Source organism: Streptomyces sp. NPDC021225 (assembly GCF_044332865.1).
Lineage (GTDB): Bacteria > Actinomycetota > Actinomycetes > Streptomycetales > Streptomycetaceae > Streptomyces.
In genome coordinates, this window is record NZ_JBIRPV010000007.1 from 145,151 (window position 1) to 165,181 (window position 20,031).

18 protein-coding genes are annotated in these 20,031 nt (G+C 72.2%); 8 read left to right on the top strand and 10 right to left on the bottom strand.

Annotated features, from left to right (window positions below; genetic code table 11):
• Positions 1-3 precede the first annotated feature (3 nt).
• Positions 4-1,275, bottom strand: a complete 1,272-nt coding sequence (locus tag ACH4S9_RS29490; RefSeq protein WP_385349651.1) for an Ig-like domain-containing protein — start codon at positions 1,273-1,275, stop codon at positions 4-6.
• A 423-nt stretch (positions 1,276-1,698) separates the two neighbouring features.
• Between ACH4S9_RS29490 and ACH4S9_RS29495 the strand changes: the two genes are divergently transcribed.
• The gene (locus tag ACH4S9_RS29495) at positions 1,699-1,977 is read left to right on the top strand and encodes a hypothetical protein (protein ID WP_311729347.1); all 279 of its coding nucleotides are present in this window, start codon (positions 1,699-1,701) and stop codon (positions 1,975-1,977) included.
• 18 nt (positions 1,978-1,995) lie between these two features.
• Here ACH4S9_RS29495 and hutH read toward each other — a convergent pair whose 3' ends face one another.
• The 6 genes from hutH to ACH4S9_RS29525 form a co-directional block, all read right to left on the bottom strand.
• The gene (gene hutH / locus ACH4S9_RS29500) at positions 1,996-3,534 is read right to left on the bottom strand and encodes a histidine ammonia-lyase (protein WP_398374531.1); all 1,539 of its coding nucleotides are present in this window, start codon (positions 3,532-3,534) and stop codon (positions 1,996-1,998) included.
• Between the two features lie 96 nt (positions 3,535-3,630).
• Positions 3,631-4,782, bottom strand: a complete 1,152-nt coding sequence (locus ACH4S9_RS29505) for a GGDEF domain-containing protein (protein ID WP_358847594.1) — start codon at positions 4,780-4,782, stop codon at positions 3,631-3,633.
• A 136-nt stretch (positions 4,783-4,918) separates the two neighbouring features.
• Positions 4,919-5,713, bottom strand: coding sequence for an enoyl-CoA hydratase-related protein (locus ACH4S9_RS29510; RefSeq protein WP_311729345.1), 795 nt, complete (start codon positions 5,711-5,713; stop codon positions 4,919-4,921).
• A gap of 97 nt (positions 5,714-5,810) precedes the next feature.
• Positions 5,811-7,328, bottom strand: coding sequence for a cytochrome P450 (locus ACH4S9_RS29515; RefSeq protein ID WP_398374532.1), 1,518 nt, complete (start codon positions 7,326-7,328; stop codon positions 5,811-5,813).
• Positions 7,329-7,561: 233 nt separating this feature from the next.
• The gene (locus ACH4S9_RS29520) at positions 7,562-8,731 is read right to left on the bottom strand and encodes an adenylate/guanylate cyclase domain-containing protein (RefSeq protein ID WP_385349640.1); all 1,170 of its coding nucleotides are present in this window, start codon (positions 8,729-8,731) and stop codon (positions 7,562-7,564) included.
• A gap of 224 nt (positions 8,732-8,955) precedes the next feature.
• Entirely contained in the window at positions 8,956-9,825 is an 870-nt protein-coding gene (locus ACH4S9_RS29525) for a biotin--[acetyl-CoA-carboxylase] ligase (protein WP_311729342.1), read from the bottom strand.
• Positions 9,826-10,000: 175 nt separating this feature from the next.
• On the opposite strand from ACH4S9_RS29525, the gene ACH4S9_RS29530 reads away from it, so the two are divergent.
• The 4 genes from ACH4S9_RS29530 to ACH4S9_RS29545 all read left to right on the top strand — a co-directional run bounded on the left by ACH4S9_RS29530 (position 10,001) and on the right by ACH4S9_RS29545 (position 12,785).
• The gene (locus ACH4S9_RS29530) at positions 10,001-11,596 is read left to right on the top strand and encodes an acyl-CoA carboxylase subunit beta (RefSeq protein WP_385349636.1); all 1,596 of its coding nucleotides are present in this window, start codon (positions 10,001-10,003) and stop codon (positions 11,594-11,596) included.
• Positions 11,597-11,652: 56 nt separating this feature from the next.
• Positions 11,653-11,859 carry an acyl-CoA carboxylase epsilon subunit gene (locus ACH4S9_RS29535; RefSeq protein WP_398374533.1) on the top strand — a complete coding sequence of 69 codons (207 nt, stop codon included), beginning with the start codon at positions 11,653-11,655 and terminating at the stop codon, positions 11,857-11,859.
• Between the two features lie 125 nt (positions 11,860-11,984).
• Positions 11,985-12,116: a morphogenic membrane protein MmpB gene (gene mmpB, locus ACH4S9_RS29540; RefSeq protein WP_311724186.1), complete on the top strand. Its 132-nt coding sequence runs from the start codon at positions 11,985-11,987 to the stop codon at positions 12,114-12,116.
• A 51-nt stretch (positions 12,117-12,167) separates the two neighbouring features.
• Complete coding sequence (locus tag ACH4S9_RS29545) at positions 12,168-12,785, top strand: nucleoside triphosphate pyrophosphatase (RefSeq protein WP_311724187.1); 618 nt, start codon at positions 12,168-12,170, stop codon at positions 12,783-12,785.
• 69 nt (positions 12,786-12,854) lie between these two features.
• On the opposite strand, the gene ACH4S9_RS29550 is transcribed toward ACH4S9_RS29545, so the two are convergent.
• Positions 12,855-13,268: a hypothetical protein gene (locus ACH4S9_RS29550; RefSeq protein WP_398374878.1), complete on the bottom strand. Its 414-nt coding sequence runs from the start codon at positions 13,266-13,268 to the stop codon at positions 12,855-12,857.
• Positions 13,269-13,694: 426 nt separating this feature from the next.
• On the opposite strand from ACH4S9_RS29550, the gene ACH4S9_RS29555 reads away from it, so the two are divergent.
• The 3 genes from ACH4S9_RS29555 (at position 13,695) to ACH4S9_RS29565 (ending at position 17,406) form a co-directional block, all read left to right on the top strand.
• Positions 13,695-15,452: an acetyl/propionyl/methylcrotonyl-CoA carboxylase subunit alpha gene (locus tag ACH4S9_RS29555; protein WP_398374534.1), complete on the top strand. Its 1,758-nt coding sequence runs from the start codon at positions 13,695-13,697 to the stop codon at positions 15,450-15,452.
• A 255-nt stretch (positions 15,453-15,707) separates the two neighbouring features.
• Entirely contained in the window at positions 15,708-16,760 is a 1,053-nt protein-coding gene (locus ACH4S9_RS29560) for a hypothetical protein (protein ID WP_361183796.1), read from the top strand.
• 52 nt (positions 16,761-16,812) lie between these two features.
• Entirely contained in the window at positions 16,813-17,406 is a 594-nt protein-coding gene (locus ACH4S9_RS29565; RefSeq protein ID WP_358848392.1) for a helix-turn-helix domain-containing protein, read from the top strand.
• A gap of 31 nt (positions 17,407-17,437) precedes the next feature.
• On the opposite strand, the gene ACH4S9_RS29570 is transcribed toward ACH4S9_RS29565, so the two are convergent.
• Together ACH4S9_RS29570 and ACH4S9_RS29575 are read right to left on the bottom strand one after the other, a co-directional pair.
• Positions 17,438-18,457: a DeoR/GlpR family DNA-binding transcription regulator gene (locus tag ACH4S9_RS29570; protein WP_311724191.1), complete on the bottom strand. Its 1,020-nt coding sequence runs from the start codon at positions 18,455-18,457 to the stop codon at positions 17,438-17,440.
• A gap of 110 nt (positions 18,458-18,567) precedes the next feature.
• Positions 18,568-20,016 carry an NAD(P)H-quinone dehydrogenase gene (locus ACH4S9_RS29575; protein WP_352130515.1) on the bottom strand — a complete coding sequence of 483 codons (1,449 nt, stop codon included), beginning with the start codon at positions 20,014-20,016 and terminating at the stop codon, positions 18,568-18,570.
• Positions 20,017-20,031 lie beyond the last annotated feature (15 nt).

A 20,031-nucleotide genomic window follows, 5' to 3' on the forward strand; every position in this document is an offset into this window, starting at 1 on the left:
GCGTCAGGCGCCGGTGGCGCTGCCCGCGACCCACTCGCTCCACTTCATGTTCCAACCGTTCAGGCCGTTGTCCGGCGCGACGGTCCGGTCCTTCGAGTTCTTCACGATGACGACGTCACCGATCTGCGACTCGTTGTAGAACCAGGTCCCGTCGGTGTTCGGGTCGTTCGCGCCCTTGGTGTCCGACAGGCCCACGCAGCCGTGGCTGGTGTTGACGGCGCCGAAGATGGACTTGGCGCCCCAGTAGTTGCCGTGGATGAAGGTGCCCGAGGTGGTCAGGCGCATGGCGTGCGGCACGTCCTTGATGTCGTACTCGCCCTTGCCGTCGCTGTCCGTGAAGCCGACCGTGGCCCCGTTCATCCGGGTCTCCTTGAACTTCTCGGAGATCACCATCTGACCGTTGTAGGTCGTGTTCTGCGGGCTGCCGGCCGAGATCTTGATGGTCTTGAACAGCTTGCCGTCGCGCACGACCTTCATGGTCTTGGCCTCGGCGTCGACCGTGGAGACCTGGGAGCGGCCGATCTTGAAGGTGACGGTCTTCTCCTGGACGCCCTTCACCCCCGGCGAGCCCTCGACGCCGTCGAGGTCCAGCTTCAGGGTGACGGTCGAGTTGGCCTTCCAGTACTCATTCGGCCGGAAGTCCAGCCGCTGGCTGCCGAACCAGTGGCCGACGACCTGCTGACCGCTGCTGGAGCTGACCGTGATGCCCGACTGGACGGCCTTCTTGTCGCTGATCGCCTTGTCGAAGTTGATCGACACGGGCATGCCGACGCCGACCGTCGCGCCGCTCTCCGGCGTGAAGTTGCCGATGAAGCTGTTCGCCGGCGAGACGGTGGTGAAGGAGGAGTTCTCGGTCGCCTTGCGGCCCTTGGAGTCCTCGGCCGTCGCGGCGATCTTGTACTGGGTGGACCGCTCCAGCTGCCCGCTCGGCTTCCAGGACTTCCCGTCGGACGATATGGAGCCGGGGACCTTGGTACCGGTCGCGGCCGCGGTCATGCTCACGTCCTTGAGTGTGCCGCCGGAGACGGTGACCTTGGTGTCGCTGTTGATGCCCGCGTTGGTGGCTCCGGCCTTGGGCGTGATCTTGATGTGGGCTTCCGACGCGTCCTTGGCGGCCGCCTCGTCCACCTGCGACTGCGACTTGTCGCCGCCGGCGTTGTTCTTGTTGCCGTCGCTGCCGCCGTCGCCGCCCCCACCACACGCCGCGAGGGTCAGTACTCCGCTGAGCACGGCGGCCGCGGCCACCAGCCCCCTACGGCGCTTGCCGTCCGTCATCACACGCTTCTCCATTGATCTGGACCCCAGAAACCCCGGACCTATCTGACAAGAACGCCTGTACCTTTTGGCCGGTTCCTCGCACAGTAAAACTGTGCGCAAGGCCACTTAGCAAAGGCGCCGGTCAAGCCGGTGGCCCGACCGGGGTAACCGGCACCCGTGCGGCGCAGTCGTCCCGTCCCCTCTTATCCTCCAGGACGCAACATCGCAGGACTCCGTTCCACTCCGGCGCGTCGGGACACGGATCTTCGAGGATCCCTGGGGGGCACTCGCACCCAAACCCGGCATAGCCGGGCAAAGCATGATGTCTTCGGACTGCCCATACGACGGAGGGTATGCCTCCGGGGGGTCTCGCTTCCGCGCGACCCGCAGTTGTCACTACGATCGGACGCACGAGGCCAATTCACCGCCGCCTCAAGGAGGATGCAGTTGTCCGCACGCCGACCGCTGATGACCGCCGCCGCCGCGGGTTCGCTGCTGTGCGCCCTGTGGTTCGTCCCCTCCGCGAACGCCACCGTCGAGCGGGAGGGCCAGGCCCCCGCCGCACAGACGAGAGCCGCCCAGCCCGCCTCCGGTGAGAACCTCGCCGACACGGGCAGCGTGGACGTCACCCCGTACCTGATCGGCGGCACGGCCTTCCTGGGGCTCGGGGTCGCGATGGTGACCGCGTCCGTACGCCGCACGCGCCCCGAGGCGTACTAGCCAGGCGCTGGAGGCCGCTCAGGCCAGGGGTCCGGTCACCTGTTCCGCCGCCTCGGTCAGCTGCCCCGACCGTACGAACGCGTCCGCGGCCGCCAGGTCCGGCGCCAGATAGCGGTCCGCCCCCGGGCCCTCGACGCCCGCCCGGCGCACCGCCGCCAGCACCGCCCGGCTCGCGGGGGCCGGCGTCAGCCCCTCCCGCAGCTCGATCGCGCGGGTGGCCGCGACCAGCTCCACCGCGATCACGCGGGTCAGGTTGTCCACCGCCGTACGCAGCTTGCGCGCCGCCGACCAGCCCATCGAGACATGGTCCTCCTGCATCGCCGAGGAGGGGATGGAGTCGACGGAGGCGGGCACCGCCAGCCGCTTCATCTCGCTCACCAGCGCCGCCTGGGTGTACTGCGCGATCATCAGACCCGAGTCCACGCCGGCGTCCCCCGCCAGGAACGGCGGCAGGCCGTGCGAGCGGTTCTTGTCGAGCAGCCGGTCGGTGCGGCGCTCGGCGATCGAGGCGAGGTCGGCCGCGGCGACCGCCAGGAAGTCCAGGACGTAGGCGACGGGCGCCCCGTGGAAGTTGCCGTTGGACTCCACCCGGCCGTCCGGCAGCACCACCGGATTGTCCACGGCGGCGGCCAGCTCGCGGTCGGCGACCAGCCGGGCGTGCGTGAGCGTGTCCCGGCCCGCGCCCGCGACCTGGGGCGCGCAGCGCACCGAGTAGGCGTCCTGGACCCGCGGCGCGTCGTCCTGGTGGTGCCCGGTGAGACCGGATCCGGCCAGCACCCGCAGCATGTTGTCCGCGCTCGCCGCCTGGCCCGGGTGCGGCCGGATGGCGTGCAGCTCGGGGGCCAGCACCCGGTCGGTGCCCAGCAGCGCCTCCAGCGACAGCGCGGCCGTCACATCGGCGGCGGTGAACAGCCGCCCCAGGTCCTCGCAGGCCATGAGCAGCATGCCCAGCATCCCGTCGGTGCCGTTGAGCAGCGCGAGCCCCTCCTTCTCGCGCAGCTCGACCGGCTCGATGCCGTGCTCGGCCAGCAGCTCGGCGGCCGGGCGCAGCGCCCCGTCCGGCCCCTCGGCCTCCCCCTCGCCCATCAGCGTCAGCGCGCAGTGCGAGAGCGGGGCGAGGTCTCCGGAGCAGCCCAGCGAACCGTACTCGTGCACCACGGGCGTGATCCCCGCGTTGAGCACGGCGGCCATGGTCCGTACGACCACCGGGCGCACGCCGGTGCGGCCCGAGGCGAGCGTCTTCAGCCGCAGGAACATCAGCGCGCGCACCACCTCGCGCTCGACCCGCGGCCCCATGCCCGCGGCGTGCGAGCGCACGATGTTGCGCTGTAGCTGAACGCGCAGCTCCGGGCTGATGTGGCGGACGGCGAGCGCGCCGAAGCCGGTGGAGACGCCGTAGACGGGCTCCGGCTTGGCGGCGAGGTCGTCGATGATCCGGCGCGAGGCGGCGACGGCGGCCATGGCGTCCTCGGACAGCTCGACCCGCGCGCCGCCGCGGGCGACGGCGAGCACGTCGGTCGCGGTCGTCCCGGAGGTACCCAGCACTACAGAATGCATATCCATATTCAGGCACCCTAGATACTGAATCCCCGCCTGTCACCCGCCGCCCGACCCGGCAGCGCTCTCGCCGCCTGCGGCGGGCTCACGCGGCGGCTAGAGCCGGCCGCGGAAGCGGCGGCGTTCGGGGGCGCGGATCGATCTGTCCGCGGCGGCGCTGTCCGCGAGGCGGACCACCGGGTCCTCCGGACCCCCCTCGCGCCCCGCGACCACCGGCTTCGCCGAGCGGGCGGCCTTCGCCCGGTACTGGGCCGCGTCCGCCAGCCGGAACAGCCGGCGGGCGCTGTGCACCGGGCCGATCGGGTCACCCGTCGAGGCCACCCCGCACGCGACCCCCTCACCCAGCTCCAGCTCGGCGGCCCGGCGGCACAGCTCGTCGGCCACCCGCACCACCTCGTCCGCCGACGGGCCGACCTCCACCAGGCAGAACTCATCGCCCCCGAGCCGGGCCGCCAGGGCCCCCGGGAGCATCGCGCCGCACAGCGAGAGCACCGAGCCGAACCGTTCCAGCAGCCGGTCGCCCAGCGCGTGCCCCAGCGTGTCGTTCACCTGCTTGAGCCCGTTGAGGTCGCACATCACCAGGCTCACCACCACCGAGTCGTCACGGCGGTGCGCCTCCAGCGCCTCGTCCAGTCTTATGTCCACCGCCCGGCGGTTGCCGAGCCCGGTCAGCGGGTCGGTGAAGGCCAGCTTGCGGGCCTCCTCCAGCCGCTCGGTCTGCGCGATCCCGGCGGCGGTCACCGCGGCCAGGACGGTCGCGAAGTCGGCGTCGGCCCGGCCGAACACCGGCCCCCCGGCCCGCCGCGCCACATACAGCTCGCCCCACGCCCGGCCGTGCAGCACGATCGGCGCGACGACGCAGCTGCCGCGCCCGCGCCGCCGCAGCGCCGCCGCCCGCCCGGGGCTGACGCCGCGCAGCACCCCCTGCGGACCGCCCGCCGCGCCCGTGCCCGCGTACGGGTCCACGCCCGGACCGCCCGCCACCTCCACCCACGCGTGCGGCTCCCCGCCCCGCGCCCACTGCTCATGCAGAAACTCGGTGATCTCGGGGAACTCGTGCACCGGATAGGACTCGTGCTCGGGGAACTCCTCCTCCCCCTCGGCCAGTTCCCCGCTGTTGACCAGCACCCGCAGCCGCCCCAGCTCCCGCTCCCACACCGAAACCGCCGCGAAGCTCCCGCCGAGCGCGCGGCGCGCGGCCTCCGCCGCGGACCGCACCGCCTCACGCGGGGTGTGCGCGGCCGCCATCGCCTGCGCCAGTCCCACCACGGCCGTCAGCCGCGCATCACCCTCGCCTGTCACCACGCCTCACATTCCCCTGCCGCGCACACCGCACAGTCCAGCGTAGGAATGTTCGGCGAATTCTGCCTTGTCCCGTATCGGGCTATTCGCCGGGCCAGTTCGGTGTGCGCTTTTCGTTGAAGGCCGCCACGCCCTCCGCCCGGTCCCCGGAGAAGGCCACCGACCGCCAGGCCGCGTCCTCGATCTCGAGCCCTGCCCGCAGATCGAGTCCGTAACCGACCCGCAGCGCCCGCTTGGCCGCCCGCAGCCCCACCGGGGAGTTCGCGGCGATCCGCCGGGCCAGCTCCAGCGCCTCGGTACGGTCCTCGCCGTCCGCGGCCAGCCGGTCGACGAGGCCCAGCTCATGGGCCTCAGCGGCGGCCACCCGCCGCGCCGTGAAGATCAGCTCGGCGGCGCGCGCGGCCCCGACCCGGCGCGGCAGCAGTTGGGTGCCGCCGCCGCCAGGGATCACCCCGACCGAGACCTCGGGCAGCCCGACCACCGCCGTGCCGTCCGCGACGATCAGGTCGCAGGCCAGGGCCAGCTCATAGCCGCCGCCCAGCGCGTAGCCGTGCACGGCGGCCACCGTCGGCACCGGCAGCTCCAGCACCCCCGTGTAGGCGGCGCGCGCCAGCGGCCGCTGCCGCCCCAGCTCGGCGTCGCTCAGGGAGTTCCGCTCCTTCAGGTCGGCGCCCACGCAGAAGGCCCGCTCGTGGCTGGAGGACAGCACCACGGCCCGTACGGACCTGTCCTGGGCCAGCGCGGCGCACGCCTCGGCGATACTCCGCGCCATCCCCGTGGAGACGGCGTTCATGGCCTTGGGCCGGTCCAGTACCAGCTCGGCCACGAAGTCTTCCCGCCGGACCGCGACCCACTCGCCGTAGCGCTGCTCACTCACACGACCCTCCCGGTTAACGACCGTGAACACGTCGGGACGGATCATCGCAGCCCGCGCCGCCCCCGGCCAGTGGACGCCGGGGGCGACGGGGCACCGGTCACTTGCGCGAGCGTCGCCATCGGGCCAGGAAGGCCAGCACGCCGGTCGGCTTCGGCTTGGCCGCCTCCCCGGGCGCACCGCCGGGCTCCACCACGGCCGCCACCTCCGCGCCCGGCACCGCCGGCGGCGCCGACGGGGCGGGCGGGGCGGTCGGGGCGGCGGGGATCCCCTGGACCGTGACCTCAGGGGCCGAGGTCGGAGCAGCAGGAGCGGGGGCCGCCGGCTCGGGCCCGGCGTCCCACTCCGCGGCCTTGGGCGGCTCGCCGACGCGCGCGAACCGCACCGGGAGCGCGGTCAGCCCGCGTTGGTACAGCCCCGGGCGCCACTCCAGCTTCTCGGCGTCGACGGCGAGCTCGATGTCCGGAAGCCGGTCCAGCAGCTTCTCGATGGCCGCGGTCGCGATCAGCCGCCCCTGGCTGCGGCCGGAGCAGGTGTGCTGCCCGGCGCTGAAGGCCAGGTGAGCCCGGTTTCCCTGCTTGTGCTGGGAGGATTCGAGCGCGTCCTGGTTGCCCCCGGCGAAGCTGATCACCACGGGCTCGCCCGCGCGCAGCCGGGTCCCGCTGATCGTGACGTCCCGCAGCGGGAAGTGCACAGCCAGATTGGCCAGCGGCGGTGCGGTCCACAACACCTCGTCCAGGGCGTCCTCGACGAGCATGCCCCCGCCCGCGAGGTCCCCCGCGAAGTTCTCGTCGGTCAGCAGCACCCGCAGGGCGTTGCTGATCAGGCTGGGCACCGGCTCGCTGCCCATGCCCATCATCAGCAGCAGCTGCTCGATCAGCTCCTCGTCGGTCAACCGCGCCGGGTGGGCGATCAGCCAGGAGGTGACGTCAGGACCCGGCTCCGTCCGCTTGAGCTCGATCAGGGCCAGCAGCGTGGCATCGACCTCCTGGGCCGCGGCCATCGGGTCCTGACCGTCCAGCAGCTGCGCCATGGCCCCGAACAGTCGGTCCGCGATGTCCTTCGGGCAGCCGAACAGCTCGCCGACGGTCAGCATCGAGACCAGCTGGCAGTACTCGGGGATCAGATCGGCCTCGCCCGCCGCGGCGAACTGGTCGATCAGCGAGTCGGCTATGCGCTCCACATAGCCGCGCAGCGCCCCCGGGTCGATCCGGCTCATGCTGTCGTCGATGGCGCTGCGCAGCCGCCGGTGCGCCTCGCCGTCCACCCAGCCGGCCTGGGCCCGGGGCCTGATGAGCTGGGCGGAGTGGGTGGCCTCGGGGACCCGGCCCTCATTTCTCGCCCGCCAGTTGCGCGCGTCCTTGGAGAACGTCTCGGGGCGCCGAAGGATCTCCAGGGCCGTCTCGTAACCGACGCACAGCACGGCCGTGACGCCCGGGTCCAGCTCCACGGGCGCGAGCGGGCCATGGGTCTCGCGCAGCCGCTTGTAGACGGCGTACGGGTCCTGGAAGAACTCGGCCGTGTAAAGCGGCTCGGCTCCGGTGCCGCCGGCATGCGCCGGGCAGCCCGGAGGGGGAACGGCAGTCGGCTGGGCGACCGATTCGTAAGGCTGGCTCACAGTGCTCCTGGCTTCTGTCTTCGGTACAGGCCGACAGCGCGAGGGCATGAGCTCGAGGCTCGCCGGGATCGCCAAGATCCACTCATCTCGCGCGCAGGTAGGCTAGCGCGATACGGCAGTCCTGCACCCCGGGCTTCCCTGAAGAGACACAGGAACTGCGCACATAAGTACGCAGAACCCCCGTACGGGAACTCGACGGCGCACTCGGCGGTACGCGCCTCAGCCCTGCCCCCTCAGCCCCGCCGGGTCAGCAGCCACGGCTCCACGACCCCCAGCCCACGCACCGGCCGCTGCCACGTCGGCTGGAGCGCGAAGCGGTACGAGGGCGGCTCCTCGCCCTCCTTCTCCGCGGCGGCCGCCTCCTCCGCGGCCTGGACCTCCGACACCGGGGCGGCCCTCAGCCGCCCCAGCTCCTCCGCGAACGCGCCGTCCACCAGGACCGCGTTCTTCGGGGCTATGGAGGTCAGCCGGCTGGCCAGGTTCACCGTCGTGCCGAAGACATCGCCCATCCTGGTCGTGACGGTCCCGAAGGCCATCCCGACCCGCAGCTCGGGCATCGTCTCGTCATGGGTCAGCGTCTCGATCAGCCGCAGCCCGATCTCGGCCGCGATGCTCGCGTCGTCGGCCGCGTACAGCACCTCGTCGCCCAGCGTCTTGATCAGCCGGCCGCCGTGCGCGGCCACCAGGTCGGCGGCCGTGGTCTCGAACGCCTCGACCAGCTCGCCGAGCTCCTCCTCCTCCAGCCGCCGGGTCAGCCGGGTGAAGCTCACCAGGTCCGCGAAGCCGACCGCCAGCCGCCGGTCGACCATCTCCGCGTCGTCCGCCGTCTGCACCACCCGGCCCGTCGCGGCCGCCAGCTGCCGCCGGTAGACATAGACCAGGAACTCCTCCAGCTCCGGAAGCAACAGCTCCACCAGCGGGTAGGCGATCTCGGTCCGCGTCATGCCGGTCTCGTGCGGCTCGGTGAGCCCCTCCAGGAAGGAGTCGGTCTGCCAGTCGGCCAGCCGGGCCGTGGTCTGGCCCGTCGACCGCGCCACCTGGATGGCCATCGGCTCGCTGAGCAGCCCCGCCTCCACCAGGCCGGCCAGCCGCCGCAGCGCCAGCACATCCGCCTCCGTGAGCGCCTTGGCCTGGCCGATGTCGGCGAAGCCCATCGCCCGCCAGAAGCGGGTGGCCAGCTCCACGGACACCCCGGCGCTGCGGGCCGCCTGGAAAGGGGTGTACTGCCGCTCCGCCCCGAGGATCAGCTGCTCGAGCCGTAGCGAGAGAGGGTCCACTTCGGGCTCGCCGCCACCGCCGCCGACCGCACCCCCGTCGACGGGCGGGGCGTCGGCGTCATCGGCGGCCGCGCCCCGGGCCCCGGCGTCCGGAGCCGCGCCGGAATCCCTGTCGTCGGCGGTCACCGGCGGCCCCCTGTCCGATCCCTGCGCACTGCCCTTCCGTTCCCTCTTCCGGTAGTTCGGTTTCCGGCTCACGGCCGCCCCGAACTGGACGGACCGCCACAACGATACGTCAGGTGTGCCCTAGCTCACTCTCCCCGGGGAAGCTGGGAAAACTCTTTGCCCCAGGGCTCAAAAAATCTCCGCCCGCTCGCTGCCGGACCACCGCCCCGACTCCGTACCCGGAGCTACGACACGGCCCGCAGATGCACGATGTCCCCGGCGGAGACCGGCTCCTGCACACCGCCCTCGGTGGCGAGCACCAGCCGCCCGTCGCCGTCGATGGCGACGGCCTCGCCGACGCGCTCCCCGCCGCCGGGCAGCTCGGCACGCACCCTACGGCCCAGGGTCGCGCACCCCGCCGCGTACGTCTCCTGGAGCCCGCAGGCCCCGGGGTCGCCCTCGAACCGGCGCCACTCCCCGTACCACTCCTCGATCGACCGCAGCACGGCCCGCAGCAGCGGGTCCCGGTCGGTGGAGACGGCGCCCGCGAGCGCCAGCGAACCGGCCGTCGGCACCGGCAGCTCGTCGGCGTGCAGCGAGATGTTCAGGCCGACGCCGATCACCACCGCGTCACCGGTCCGCTCGGCGAGGATCCCGCCGAACTTCCGCTCCTGGCCCTCGACCGTCACCAGCAGGTCGTTGGGCCACTTCAGCGCGGTGTCCACGCCCGCCGCCCGGGACAGCGCCCCGGCGCTCGCGACGCCGGCGAGCAGCGGCAGCCAGCCCCAGCGCTCGCCGGGCACCCCGGCGGCGCCCGGCCGCAGCAGCACCGAGAAGAACAGCCCGGAGCGGGGCGGGGCGGTCCAGGTGCGGTCCAGCCGTCCGCGCCCGGCGGTCTGCTCCTCGGCCACGAGCACCGCGCCCTCCGGGGCGCCCGCGGCCGCCCGGGTGACCAGATCGGTGTTGGTGGAGCCGGTCGCCTGCACCACGTCGAGCTCGGTCCACAGCCCGCCGGGCCGCACCAGCGCGCGCCGCAGCGCGGCCTCGACCAGCGGGGGACGTTCCAGGTCGGACCAGCGGCCGCCCCGGCCGCCCGGGGTGTCAGATGGCGTCATACGCGCCAGCCTAGGGTGAGGAGGTGTGGCCAACGACGCAGTGCCCGCATACAGTCCCGCCGATACGCTACGTGCCGGTAGCCCAGCCGGCGCAAGCACCCTTTTCCCGCCCGCCGACCCCCGTTTCACGGCCTGATTCCGCAAGGCCCCGAGGACGAGCAGGAGCCGCATCCCGATGTCCGAGCCTGAGATCTCCTCCGAGATTCCCCATCGTCACACCACCGCGGGCAAGCTCGCGGATCTCCAGCGCCGCATCGACGAGGCCACCCACGCGGGCTCGGCGCGAGCGGTGGAGAAGCAGCACGCCAAGGGCAAGCTGACCGCGCGAGAGCGCATCAATCTGCTCCTCGACGAGGGCTCGTTCACCGAACTCGACGAGTTCGCGCGGCACCGCTCGACCAGCTTCGGCATCGAGAAGAACCGCCCGTACGGCGACGGCGTGGTGACCGGCTACGGCACGGTGGACGGCCGCCCGGTCTGCGTCTACTCCCAGGACTTCACGATCTTCGGCGGCTCGCTCGGCGAGGTCTACGGCGAGAAGATCGTCAAGGTGATGGACTTCGCCCTGAAGACCGGCTGCCCGATCATCGGCATCAACGACGGCGGTGGCGCCCGGATCCAGGAGGGCGTGGTCGCCCTCGGCCTGTTCGCCGAGATCTTCCGCCGAAACGTTCATGCGTCGGGCGTCATCCCGCAGATCAGCCTGATCGTCGGACCGTGCGCGGGCGGGGCCGTCTACTCCCCCGCGATCACCGACTTCACGGTGATGGTCGACCAGACCTCGCACATGTTCATCACGGGACCGGATGTGATCAAGACGGTCACCGGCGAGGACGTGGGCTTCGAGGCCCTCGGCGGCGCCCGTACCCACAACACCACCTCCGGCGTGGCCCACTACATGGCGGCCGACGAGAAGGACGCCTTCGAGTACGTCAAGGCGCTGCTGTCCTACCTCCCGTCCAACAACCTCTCCGAGCCCCCGGCCTTCCCCGACGAGGCCGACCTCCAGGTCAGCGACGAGGACCAGGAGCTGGACGTCCTCATCCCGGACTCGGCGAACCAGCCCTACGACATGCACAAGGCGATCGAGCACGTGCTGGACGACGGCGAGTTCCTGGAGACCCAGCCGCTCTTCGCGCCGAACATCCTCACCGGCTTCGGCCGGGTCGAGGGCCACCCGGTGGGCATCGTGGCCAACCAGCCGCTCCAGTTCGCGGGCTGCCTGGACATCGACGCCTCGGAGAAGGCCGCCCGCTTCGTGCGCACCTGCGACGCCTTCAACGTGCCCGTCCTGACCTTCGTGGACGTGCCAGGCTTCCTGCCCGGCACCGACCAGGAGTACAACGGCATCATCCGGCGCGGCGCGAAGCTGATCTTCGCCTACGCCGAGGCCACCGTGCCGCTGATCACCGTCATCACCCGCAAGGCCTTCGGCGGCGCGTACGACGTCATGGGCTCCAAGCACCTGGGCGCGGACCTCAACCTGGCCTGGCCGACCGCGCAGATCGCGGTCATGGGCGCCCAGGGCGCCGTCAACATCCTCCACCGGCGGACGATCGCCGCCGCCGAGGACCCCGAGGCGACCCGCGCCGAGCTGATCGCCGACTACGAGGAGGCGCTCCTCAACCCGTACGCCGCCGCCGAGCGCGGCTACGTCGACGCGGTGATCATGCCGTCCGACACCCGCCGCCACATCGTCAAGGGCCTGCGCTCACTGCGCAACAAGCGCGAGAGCCTGCCCCCGAAGAAGCACGGCAACATCCCGCTGTAGGCGAAGATCCCGCCGTAGGCAACATCCCCCATCCCCCTCCAGGAAGGGCTGTTTCCATGATCAAGATAGTACGGGGCAATCCCACCCCGGAGGAGCTCGCCGCCGCGCTCGCGGTGGTCCAGGCGCGCGCGGCGGCCGCCGCGGCCGCCGCGCAGGGCGAGGGCGCGCCGCCGGAGTGGTCCGACCCGGCCCGCACCATCCCCGCCCGCCGGATGCCGCACCCGGGGCCGAGGGCGTGGCGTACGACGTACTGGCCGAGCTGAGGCGGCGTCCCGGCCCTCCGGCCCTCGCACCGTCACCGTTTGTCGCGAAAATAGTCCTTTACGCCGTGGCGCCTGAGTACGCGTACTCAGGCGCCACCGCCGTGCCACGGCGCAGGATCGAACGCATGCTGTGGTCCGATCCGCCCGACGAGCCGCCCGACGAACTGCGGCGGGCCCAGGACATGCTCCGCCGCGCGAGCACGGTGCTCGCGGTCGCGACCCTGACCCTGATGCTGCTGCTGAGCATGCACCCGTGACCTGCGCCCGGGCCGGTGTCCACGACCGGCGGGCCACCTACGCTAGGGCGCATGACTGACACGCCGCGCCCACTCATCCTCGCCTCCGCCTCCCCCGCCCGCCGCGCCCTGCTGCGCCAGGCCGGGCTGGCCTTCGAGGTGATCGTCAGCGGTGTGGACGAGGACGCGCTGAGCGCCGACACCCCCGCCGAGCTGGCGCGGATACTCGCCGAGGCCAAGGCGGGCGCCGTGGCCGCGCTCCCGGAGGCGGCCGGGACCCTGGTCATCGGCTGCGACTCGGTCCTGGAACTGGACGGCCAGGCGCTCGGCAAACCCGCGGACGCCGAGGAGGCCACCGCCCGCTGGAAGTCCATGCGCGGCCGCTCAGGCGTGCTACGGACCGGGCACTGCCTGATCGACACGGCGACCGGCCGCCGCACCTCCGCCACCGCCTCCACCACGGTCCACTTCGGCGAGCCGACCGACGCCGAGATCGCGGCGTACGTCGCCAGCGGCGAACCCCTGCATGTGGCGGGCGCGTTCACGCTCGACGGCCGCTCCGCGCCCTTCGTCGACGGCATCGAGGGCGACTCGGGCAACGTCATCGGGCTGTCCCTGCCGCTGCTGCGCCGGCTCCTGGCCGAGCTGGGCGTGAGCATCACCGACCTGTGGGCCGACGCCGGGCAGTGAACCGGCCGGGCGGTCGCCGCCCGTCGCCCGGCTACGGCGCCGGGCGGCAACTCGGCCGCGCGGCACCCCTCAAGCGGGACGCGGGGCGTCCGGGGCCACGGTCGCGCCGGCGGGCTCGGCCGGGCGCTCCGTCTCGTCGTACGCCAGCAGGTTCAGCACGATCAGGCCGAGCATCACCATCATGAGCGCGAAGGCGAGCCAGCCGACGAGGCCGACCGCGAAGGCGCCCACCAGCGCGTGCACCACGGCACAGGTGATGAGCAGGATGCGGGCAAAGCGCCCCGGGGCGCGGTCCCGTACGGCCATCCGGAGCAGCACCAGGCCGCACAGCAGCAGATAGAGGCCGAAGACCCCGCCCGCCACCCATGTGCCGACCGACATCGCGTCCGGGTCGAGGCCGCCCAGGGACATCTGCTGCCGGTCGACCACCAGGCCCAGGACCCAGTTGAGCAGCGCTATTCCGGCCGCCTCCACGATCAGCATCACGGCCGTCACCACGGCCACAGGTCTGCGTCGCGCCACCCCGCCCCACCTCTTCCGCTGCACCGGCTCGGGGCCGTCCCCCCGAGGAGGTTCGACATCACGAACGCTACTAACGGGTAAGCCCCGCGACAAGGGGTCGCGGAGGCACTCGTCAGACCGGAACGCCGCGGCAAAGTTTCCGTCCCGCGTTCGTAGGGATTCCACAAAGAAACACGGCGGACCACCGCTCCGACCACCGGAGAACCCGGCCGCCGCGCGAACCGTCGTCCGGCCCGAAAAACCGGGCGTACCGTGGAACGACGGGGGAGACGGCTGCCTCTTCACAGCAAGTTTCACGCTCCGTGTGGTCAAGCTCACGCCCGAGTTCTTCTCGGCGTGTGGTGTCACCTGTACCTAAACTCGGCTTGTTTCAAGGAGGGAGCCATCGTGCGCAAGGTGCTCATCGCCAATCGTGGCGAAATCGCGGTCCGGGTTGCCCGTGCCTGTCGGGACGCGGGGATCGCGAGTGTTGCGGTCTACGCCGATCCGGACCGGGACGCGGTACATGTGCGCGCGGCCGACGAAGCGTACGCGCTGGGCGGTGACACCCCCGCCGCCAGCTATCTCGACCAGGCCAAGGTCCTGGCCGCCGCCGCCGAGTCCGGCGCGGACGCCATCCACCCCGGCTACGGCTTCCTCTCCGAGAACGCCGAGTTCGCCCAGGCCGTCCTCGACGCCGGCCTGACCTGGATCGGCCCCCCGCCCGCCGCGATCCGCGACCTGGGCGACAAGGTCGCCGCCCGCCACATCGCCCAGCGCGCCGGAGCCCCCCTGGTCGCCGGCACCCCCGACCCCGTCTCCGGCGCCGACGAAGTCCTCGCCTTCGCCCGCGAACACGGCCTCCCCATCGCCATCAAAGCCGCCTTCGGCGGCGGCGGACGCGGCCTGAAAGTCGCCCGCACCCTGGACGAGGTCCCCGAACTCTACGACTCCGCCGTCCGCGAGGCCGTCGCCGCCTTCGGCCGCGGCGAATGCTTCGTCGAGCGCTACCTCGACAAGCCCCGCCACGTCGAAACCCAGTGCCTCGCCGACACCCACGGCAACGTCGTCGTCGTCTCCACCCGCGACTGCTCCCTCCAACGACGCCACCAAAAACTCGTCGAAGAAGCCCCCGCCCCGTTCCTCACGCCGGAGCAGAACGCCGAGCTCTACCGCGCGTCGAAGGCCATCCTCAAGGAGGCCGGGTATGTGGGTGCGGGCACGGTCGAATTCCTGGTGGGCACGGACGGGACGATCTCGTTCCTGGAGGTCAACACCCGCCTCCAGGTCGAACACCCCGTCACCGAAGAGGTCACCGGGATCGACCTGGTGCGGGAGATGTTCCGGATCGCGGACGGCGAGCCGATCGGCTACGACGACCCGCCCGTGCGCGGCCACTCCTTCGAGTTCCGCATCAACGGCGAGGACCCGGGCCGCAACTTCCTGCCCGCCCCCGGCACCGTCACCACCTTCGCCCCGCCCACCGGCCCCGGCGTCCGCCTGGACGCCGGCGTCGAATCCGGCAGCGTGATCGGCCCCGCCTGGGACTCCCTCCTCGCCAAGCTGATCGTCACCGGCGCCACCCGCACCCAGGCCCTCCAGCGCGCCGCCCGCGCGCTCGCGGAGTTCCAGGTCGAGGGAATGGCCACCGCCATCCCCTTCCACCGCGCCGTGGTCACCGACCCCGCCTTCACCGCCGACCCCTTCACCATCCACACCCGGTGGATCGAAACCGAGTTCACCAACACCATCACCCCCTACACCCCCACCACCACCGACGAAACCGACGAGCCCGTCGCGCGCGAGATCGTGGTCGTCGAGGTCGGAGGCAAGCGCCTGGAGGTCTCCCTCCCCGCCTCCCTCGGTGTGGCGGCTGTTCCTATGGGTGGTGGGGCAGGGGCGAAGAAGCCCAAGCGCAAGGCCGTGAAGAAGTCCGGATCGGCCGCGTCCGGTGATGCGCTGGCGTCGCCGATGCAGGGCACCATCGTCAAGGTCGCCGTCGCCGAGGGGGACCAGGTCGCCGAGGGCGATCTGGTCGTGGTCCTGGAGGCGATGAAGATGGAACAGCCCCTCAACGCCCACCGCGCGGGCACCGTCAAGGGCCTGGCCGCCGAGGTCGGCGCCGCCCTCACCGCCGGCGCCGTCATCTGCGAAATCAAGGACTGACAGCTGGGGCTGACGCCTCGCCATACAGCTGAACCCCGGGCCCCGGTCGATCCCCTCGACCGGGGCCCGGTGCATACGGTGGCCACCGGCGCCCTCCGCGCGGCAGGATGTGAGCCCGGCCGAGGAGGGGGAGCCTATGGCGACGCCATGGCCGCCCGGCCCCGGGCCTCCGTTCGGTGACGACGACTGGGACGACGGACGGACGACAACGCGTGACCCGCCTGCCAGACACCCACCCACGAGAGGCCCTCCCCCATGGGTGACATCGCCAAAGGCGTGCTCGGCGGCGCCTGGACGCTGCTCGTCGGCTGGATCCTGCCCACCGCCCTCAACCTCTCCGTCTTCTTCTTCACCGTCGCGCCCAGCCTCCACCACATCGACCTGGCGCAGCGGCTGTGGCCCTCGTCGAAGGTCAACACCGCCGTCCTTCTGCTGACCGTGTCCCTCCTCCTCGGGCTGGTCCTCTCCGCCGTGCAGACCCTGCTCTACCGCCTGCTGGAGGGCTACGTCCTGTGGCCCGCCACCGCCTACGACGCGCGCTGCCGCCGCCACCGGCAGACCAAGCAGGAGCTCCACGACCGCCTCACCCTGCTGCGGCTGGAGGAGCGCGAGCGCGCGGGCGCGCTGCCGCCCGAGGCGGCCCGGCAACTGGCCGACCTGCGCGCCACCCCCCGTATCGCCCGGGCCGCCCGACGGGACCGGCTACGCACGGCGGCACAACGCGCACTGCTCCAGGAGCGGTTGAGCCGCTACCCGATCGACGGCGACCAGATCGCCCCCACCCGCCTGGGCAACGCGATCCGCCGCCTGGAGGAGTACGGCTACGACCGCTTCCGCCTCGACACCCAGGTGCTCTGGGGCGAGCTGACCGGCACGGCGCCCGAGCAGGTCCGCCGCCAGGAGGAACTGGCCCGCGCCAGCGTCGACTTCTTCATATCCCTGCTCTACGGGCACGCCGCGGTGGCCGCGGCCGCCCTGGCCGCCCTGGGCTCCGCGGACGCCGACCGCACCGCGCTGCTGACCACCGCGGCCGTCCTGGTCGCGCTGATCCCGCTCTGGTACCGGTCCGCCGTGACGGCCACCGACGTGTGGGCCGCCGCCGTACGAGCGCTGGTCAACGTGGGCCGCAAGCCGCTGGCCGAGTCGCTGGGCCTGGCGCTGCCGTCCGAGCTGGCCGCCGAGCGAACCATGTGGACGCTGGCCTGCCTGTTGTCCCGGGCCCCTTACCATGAGCGCGCGGCCGCTCTCGACCCGTACCGCGCCGAGCCCCAGCCCCCGCTGCCGGCGCCGCCCCGACCCGGCTCGTAATGGCATGCTTGACCCACGGACCCGTACGACCAACGGCGCAGGGAGGACCGCGATGGCGTTGGAGACAGCCACAGCGCACGCCCCAGCGCGCCCCATGCGCGCCGACGCGCGCCGCAATTACGAGCGGCTGCTGACCGAGGCCAGGACCGCGTTCGTCGAGCACGGTACCGACGCGTCGCTGGAGGACATCGCGCGCCGCGCGGGCGTCGGCATCGGCACCCTCTACCGGCACTTCCCCAACCGCACCGCGCTCATGGGGGCCGTCTTCCAGAAAGAGGTGTGCGCGCTGCTGGCGCGCGCCCGTGAGCTGGCGAAGGCCCCGCAGCCGTGCCGTGCGCTGGTCGACTGGCTGCGCGAGATCATCGACTACGCGAGCACCTACCGCGGGCTCTCGCACGCGCTGATGGCCGCCTCCGGGGACGCGAGCTCTTCGCTGTCCCAGGGGTGCGGCCTGCCGATGCGCGAGGCGGGCAGCGCGCTGCTCGCCCGCGCCCAGCAGTCCGGGAACGTACGGTCCGACGTCGGCATAGACGATCTGATGCAGCTGACCAACGCCATCGCGCTGGCCGTGGAACAGTCGCCGGACGACCCGGAGTTGGCCGACCGGCTGCTGGCCCTGACCTTCACCGGGCTCAAGTCCCGCTGACCCGGCCAGGGCTTCAGCGCCCTCTGCGCTCTCAGCGCCGCCGTGGCGCCAGGTCGGCGACCCGGCCCCCCGGCTGCTCCGCCAGCGGCATCCCGCCGCGCAGCGTGGCGCCCGCCCCGCCCCCCGGTGGGTGCGGGTGGTTGCGGCGCGGTCCGGGGAGCGGCAGCCCCTCCTCGCCGGCGCGCGCGGTGGGCGGGCCGCCGTGCCGGGGCTGCTGCCGCCCCGGCCCCGCCGGGCCGCCGTCGCCGCCCGCCGGGCCCGAGCCCGCGCCCGGCCCGGCCACCGCGATCTGCACGCCCTGGTCGGCGAGGGCCTGGAGCTCGGTCAGGGCCCGGTCGTCGTGCGCGGGTGGCTCGTCCGTGACCAGCCGGGTGATCACGTCCGTCGGCACCGTCTGGAACATGGTGTCGGTGCCGAGCTTGGAGTGGTCCGCGAGGACCACCACCTCCGCCGCCGCCTGGACCAGCGCGCGGTCGACGCTCGCCGACAGCATGTTGGACGTGGACAGGCCGCGCTCGGCGGTCAGCCCGCTGCCGGACAGAAAGGCCCGGCTGACCCGCAGCCCCTGAAGGGACTGCTCGGCGCCGCTGCCGACCAGCGCGTAGTTGGAGCCGCGCAGGGTGCCGCCGGTCATGACGACCTCGACCCGGTTGGCGTGCGCCAACGCCTGTGCGACGAGCAGGGAGTTGGTGACCACGGTCAGGCCCGGGACACGCGCGAGCCGGCGGGCCAGCTCCTGCGTGGTCGTCCCGGCGCCGACCACGACGGCCTCGCCCTCGTCGACGAGACCGGCCGCGAGATCGGCGATGGCCGTCTTCTCCGCGGTCGCTAGATGGGATTTCTGCGGGAAGCCGGACTCCCTGGTGAATCCGCCCGGCAGCACCGCACCGCCGTGCCGGCGGTCGAGCAGTCCTTCTGCCTCCAGCGCCCGCACATCCCGCCGGACGGTCACTTCGGAGGTCTGGACGACGCGGGCGAGCTCGCGGAGCGATACCGCTCCGTTCGCCCGCACCATTTCAAGGATCAATTGGCGACGTTCTGCAGCGAACACGAAACTGACAGTAACGCCAACGACCGTCTGGTTTCAGCAGCTTGCACCAATTAACCGATGTTGTTCTTCTGCGACCCCTCGGGATGGTATTGGAGCGGGCTGCGCTTCCCTTAGGCCTCTTCCTGCGTCTTCCGCGTGTGCAGCTGCCGCGCCACCTCGGCGATCGAGCCGGACAGCGACGGGTACACCGTGAAGGCGCTGGCGATCTGCTCCACCGTCAGGTTGTTGTCGACCGCGAGCGAGATCGGGTGGATCAGCTCGCTCGCGCGCGGCGCGACCACCACACCGCCGACCACGATGCCGGTGCCCGGACGGCAGAAGATCTTCACGAAGCCGTCCCGGATGCCCTGCATCTTCGCGCGCGGGTTGCGCAGCAGCGGCAGCTTCACCACCCGGGCGTCGATCTTCCCGCCGTCCACATCCGCCTGGGAGTAGCCGACCGTGGCGATCTCCGGGTCCGTGAAGACGTTGGCCGACACGGTCTTCAGGTTCAGCGGGGCGACCGCGTCACCGAGGAAGTGGTACATCGCGATCCGGCCCTGCATGGCCGCCACCGACGCCAGCGCCAGCACCCCGGTGCAGTCGCCCGCCGCGTACACGCCCGGCGCGCTGGTCCGCGAGACCTTGTCGGTCCAGATGTGCCCGGACTCCTTGAGCCGGACCCCGGCCTCCTCCAGGCCCATCTCGGCGCTGTTCGGGATCGAGCCGACGGCCATCAGACAGTGGGTGCCCGTGATCACCCGGCCGTCCGCCAGCGTCACCTCCACCCGGTCGCCGACCCGCTTGGCGGCCTGCGCCCGCGAGCGCGCCATCACATTCATCCCGCGCCGCCGGAAGACGTCCTCCAGCACGGCCGCCGCGTCCGGGTCCTCGCCCGGCAGCACCCGGTCCCGGCTCGAGACCAGCGTGACCTTGGAGCCCAGCGCCTGGTACGCGCCCGCGAACTCGGCGCCCGTGACGCCGGAGCCGACCACGATGAGCTCCTCCGGGAGCTCGTCCAGGTCGTACACCTGCGTCCAGTTCAGAATGCGCTCGCCGTCCGGCAGCGCGTCCGGGATCTCCCTGGGGTGCGCCCCGGTCGCCAGCAGCACGGCGTCCGCGACCAGCGTCTGCTCGGTTCCGTCGGCGGCGCGGACGATCACCTTCCGCGACCCGTCGGGCGCCTGCGACGGCTCCAGCCGCCCGCGCCCGCGCATCACCCGCGCGCCCGCGCGCGTCACCGAAGCCGTGATGTCATGCGACTGGGCCAGCGCGAGACGCTTCACCCGTCGATTGACTTTGCCCAGGTCAACGCCCACGACTTGGGCCGCCTGCGCCAGCGGCGGGGTGTCATCGGCCACGATGATCCCCAACTCCTCGTACGAAGAGTCGAAGTTCGTCATCACCTCAGCGGTGGCGATCAATGTCTTCGAGGGCACACAGTCGGTGAGCACCGACGCCCCGCCCAGACCGTCGCAGTCGACGACGGTCACCTCCGCGCCGAGCTGTGCGGCGACCAGCGCCGCCTCATAGCCGCCGGGTCCGCCACCAATGATCACGATCCGAGTCACATGCTCCATTGTCCCGCACCCGTT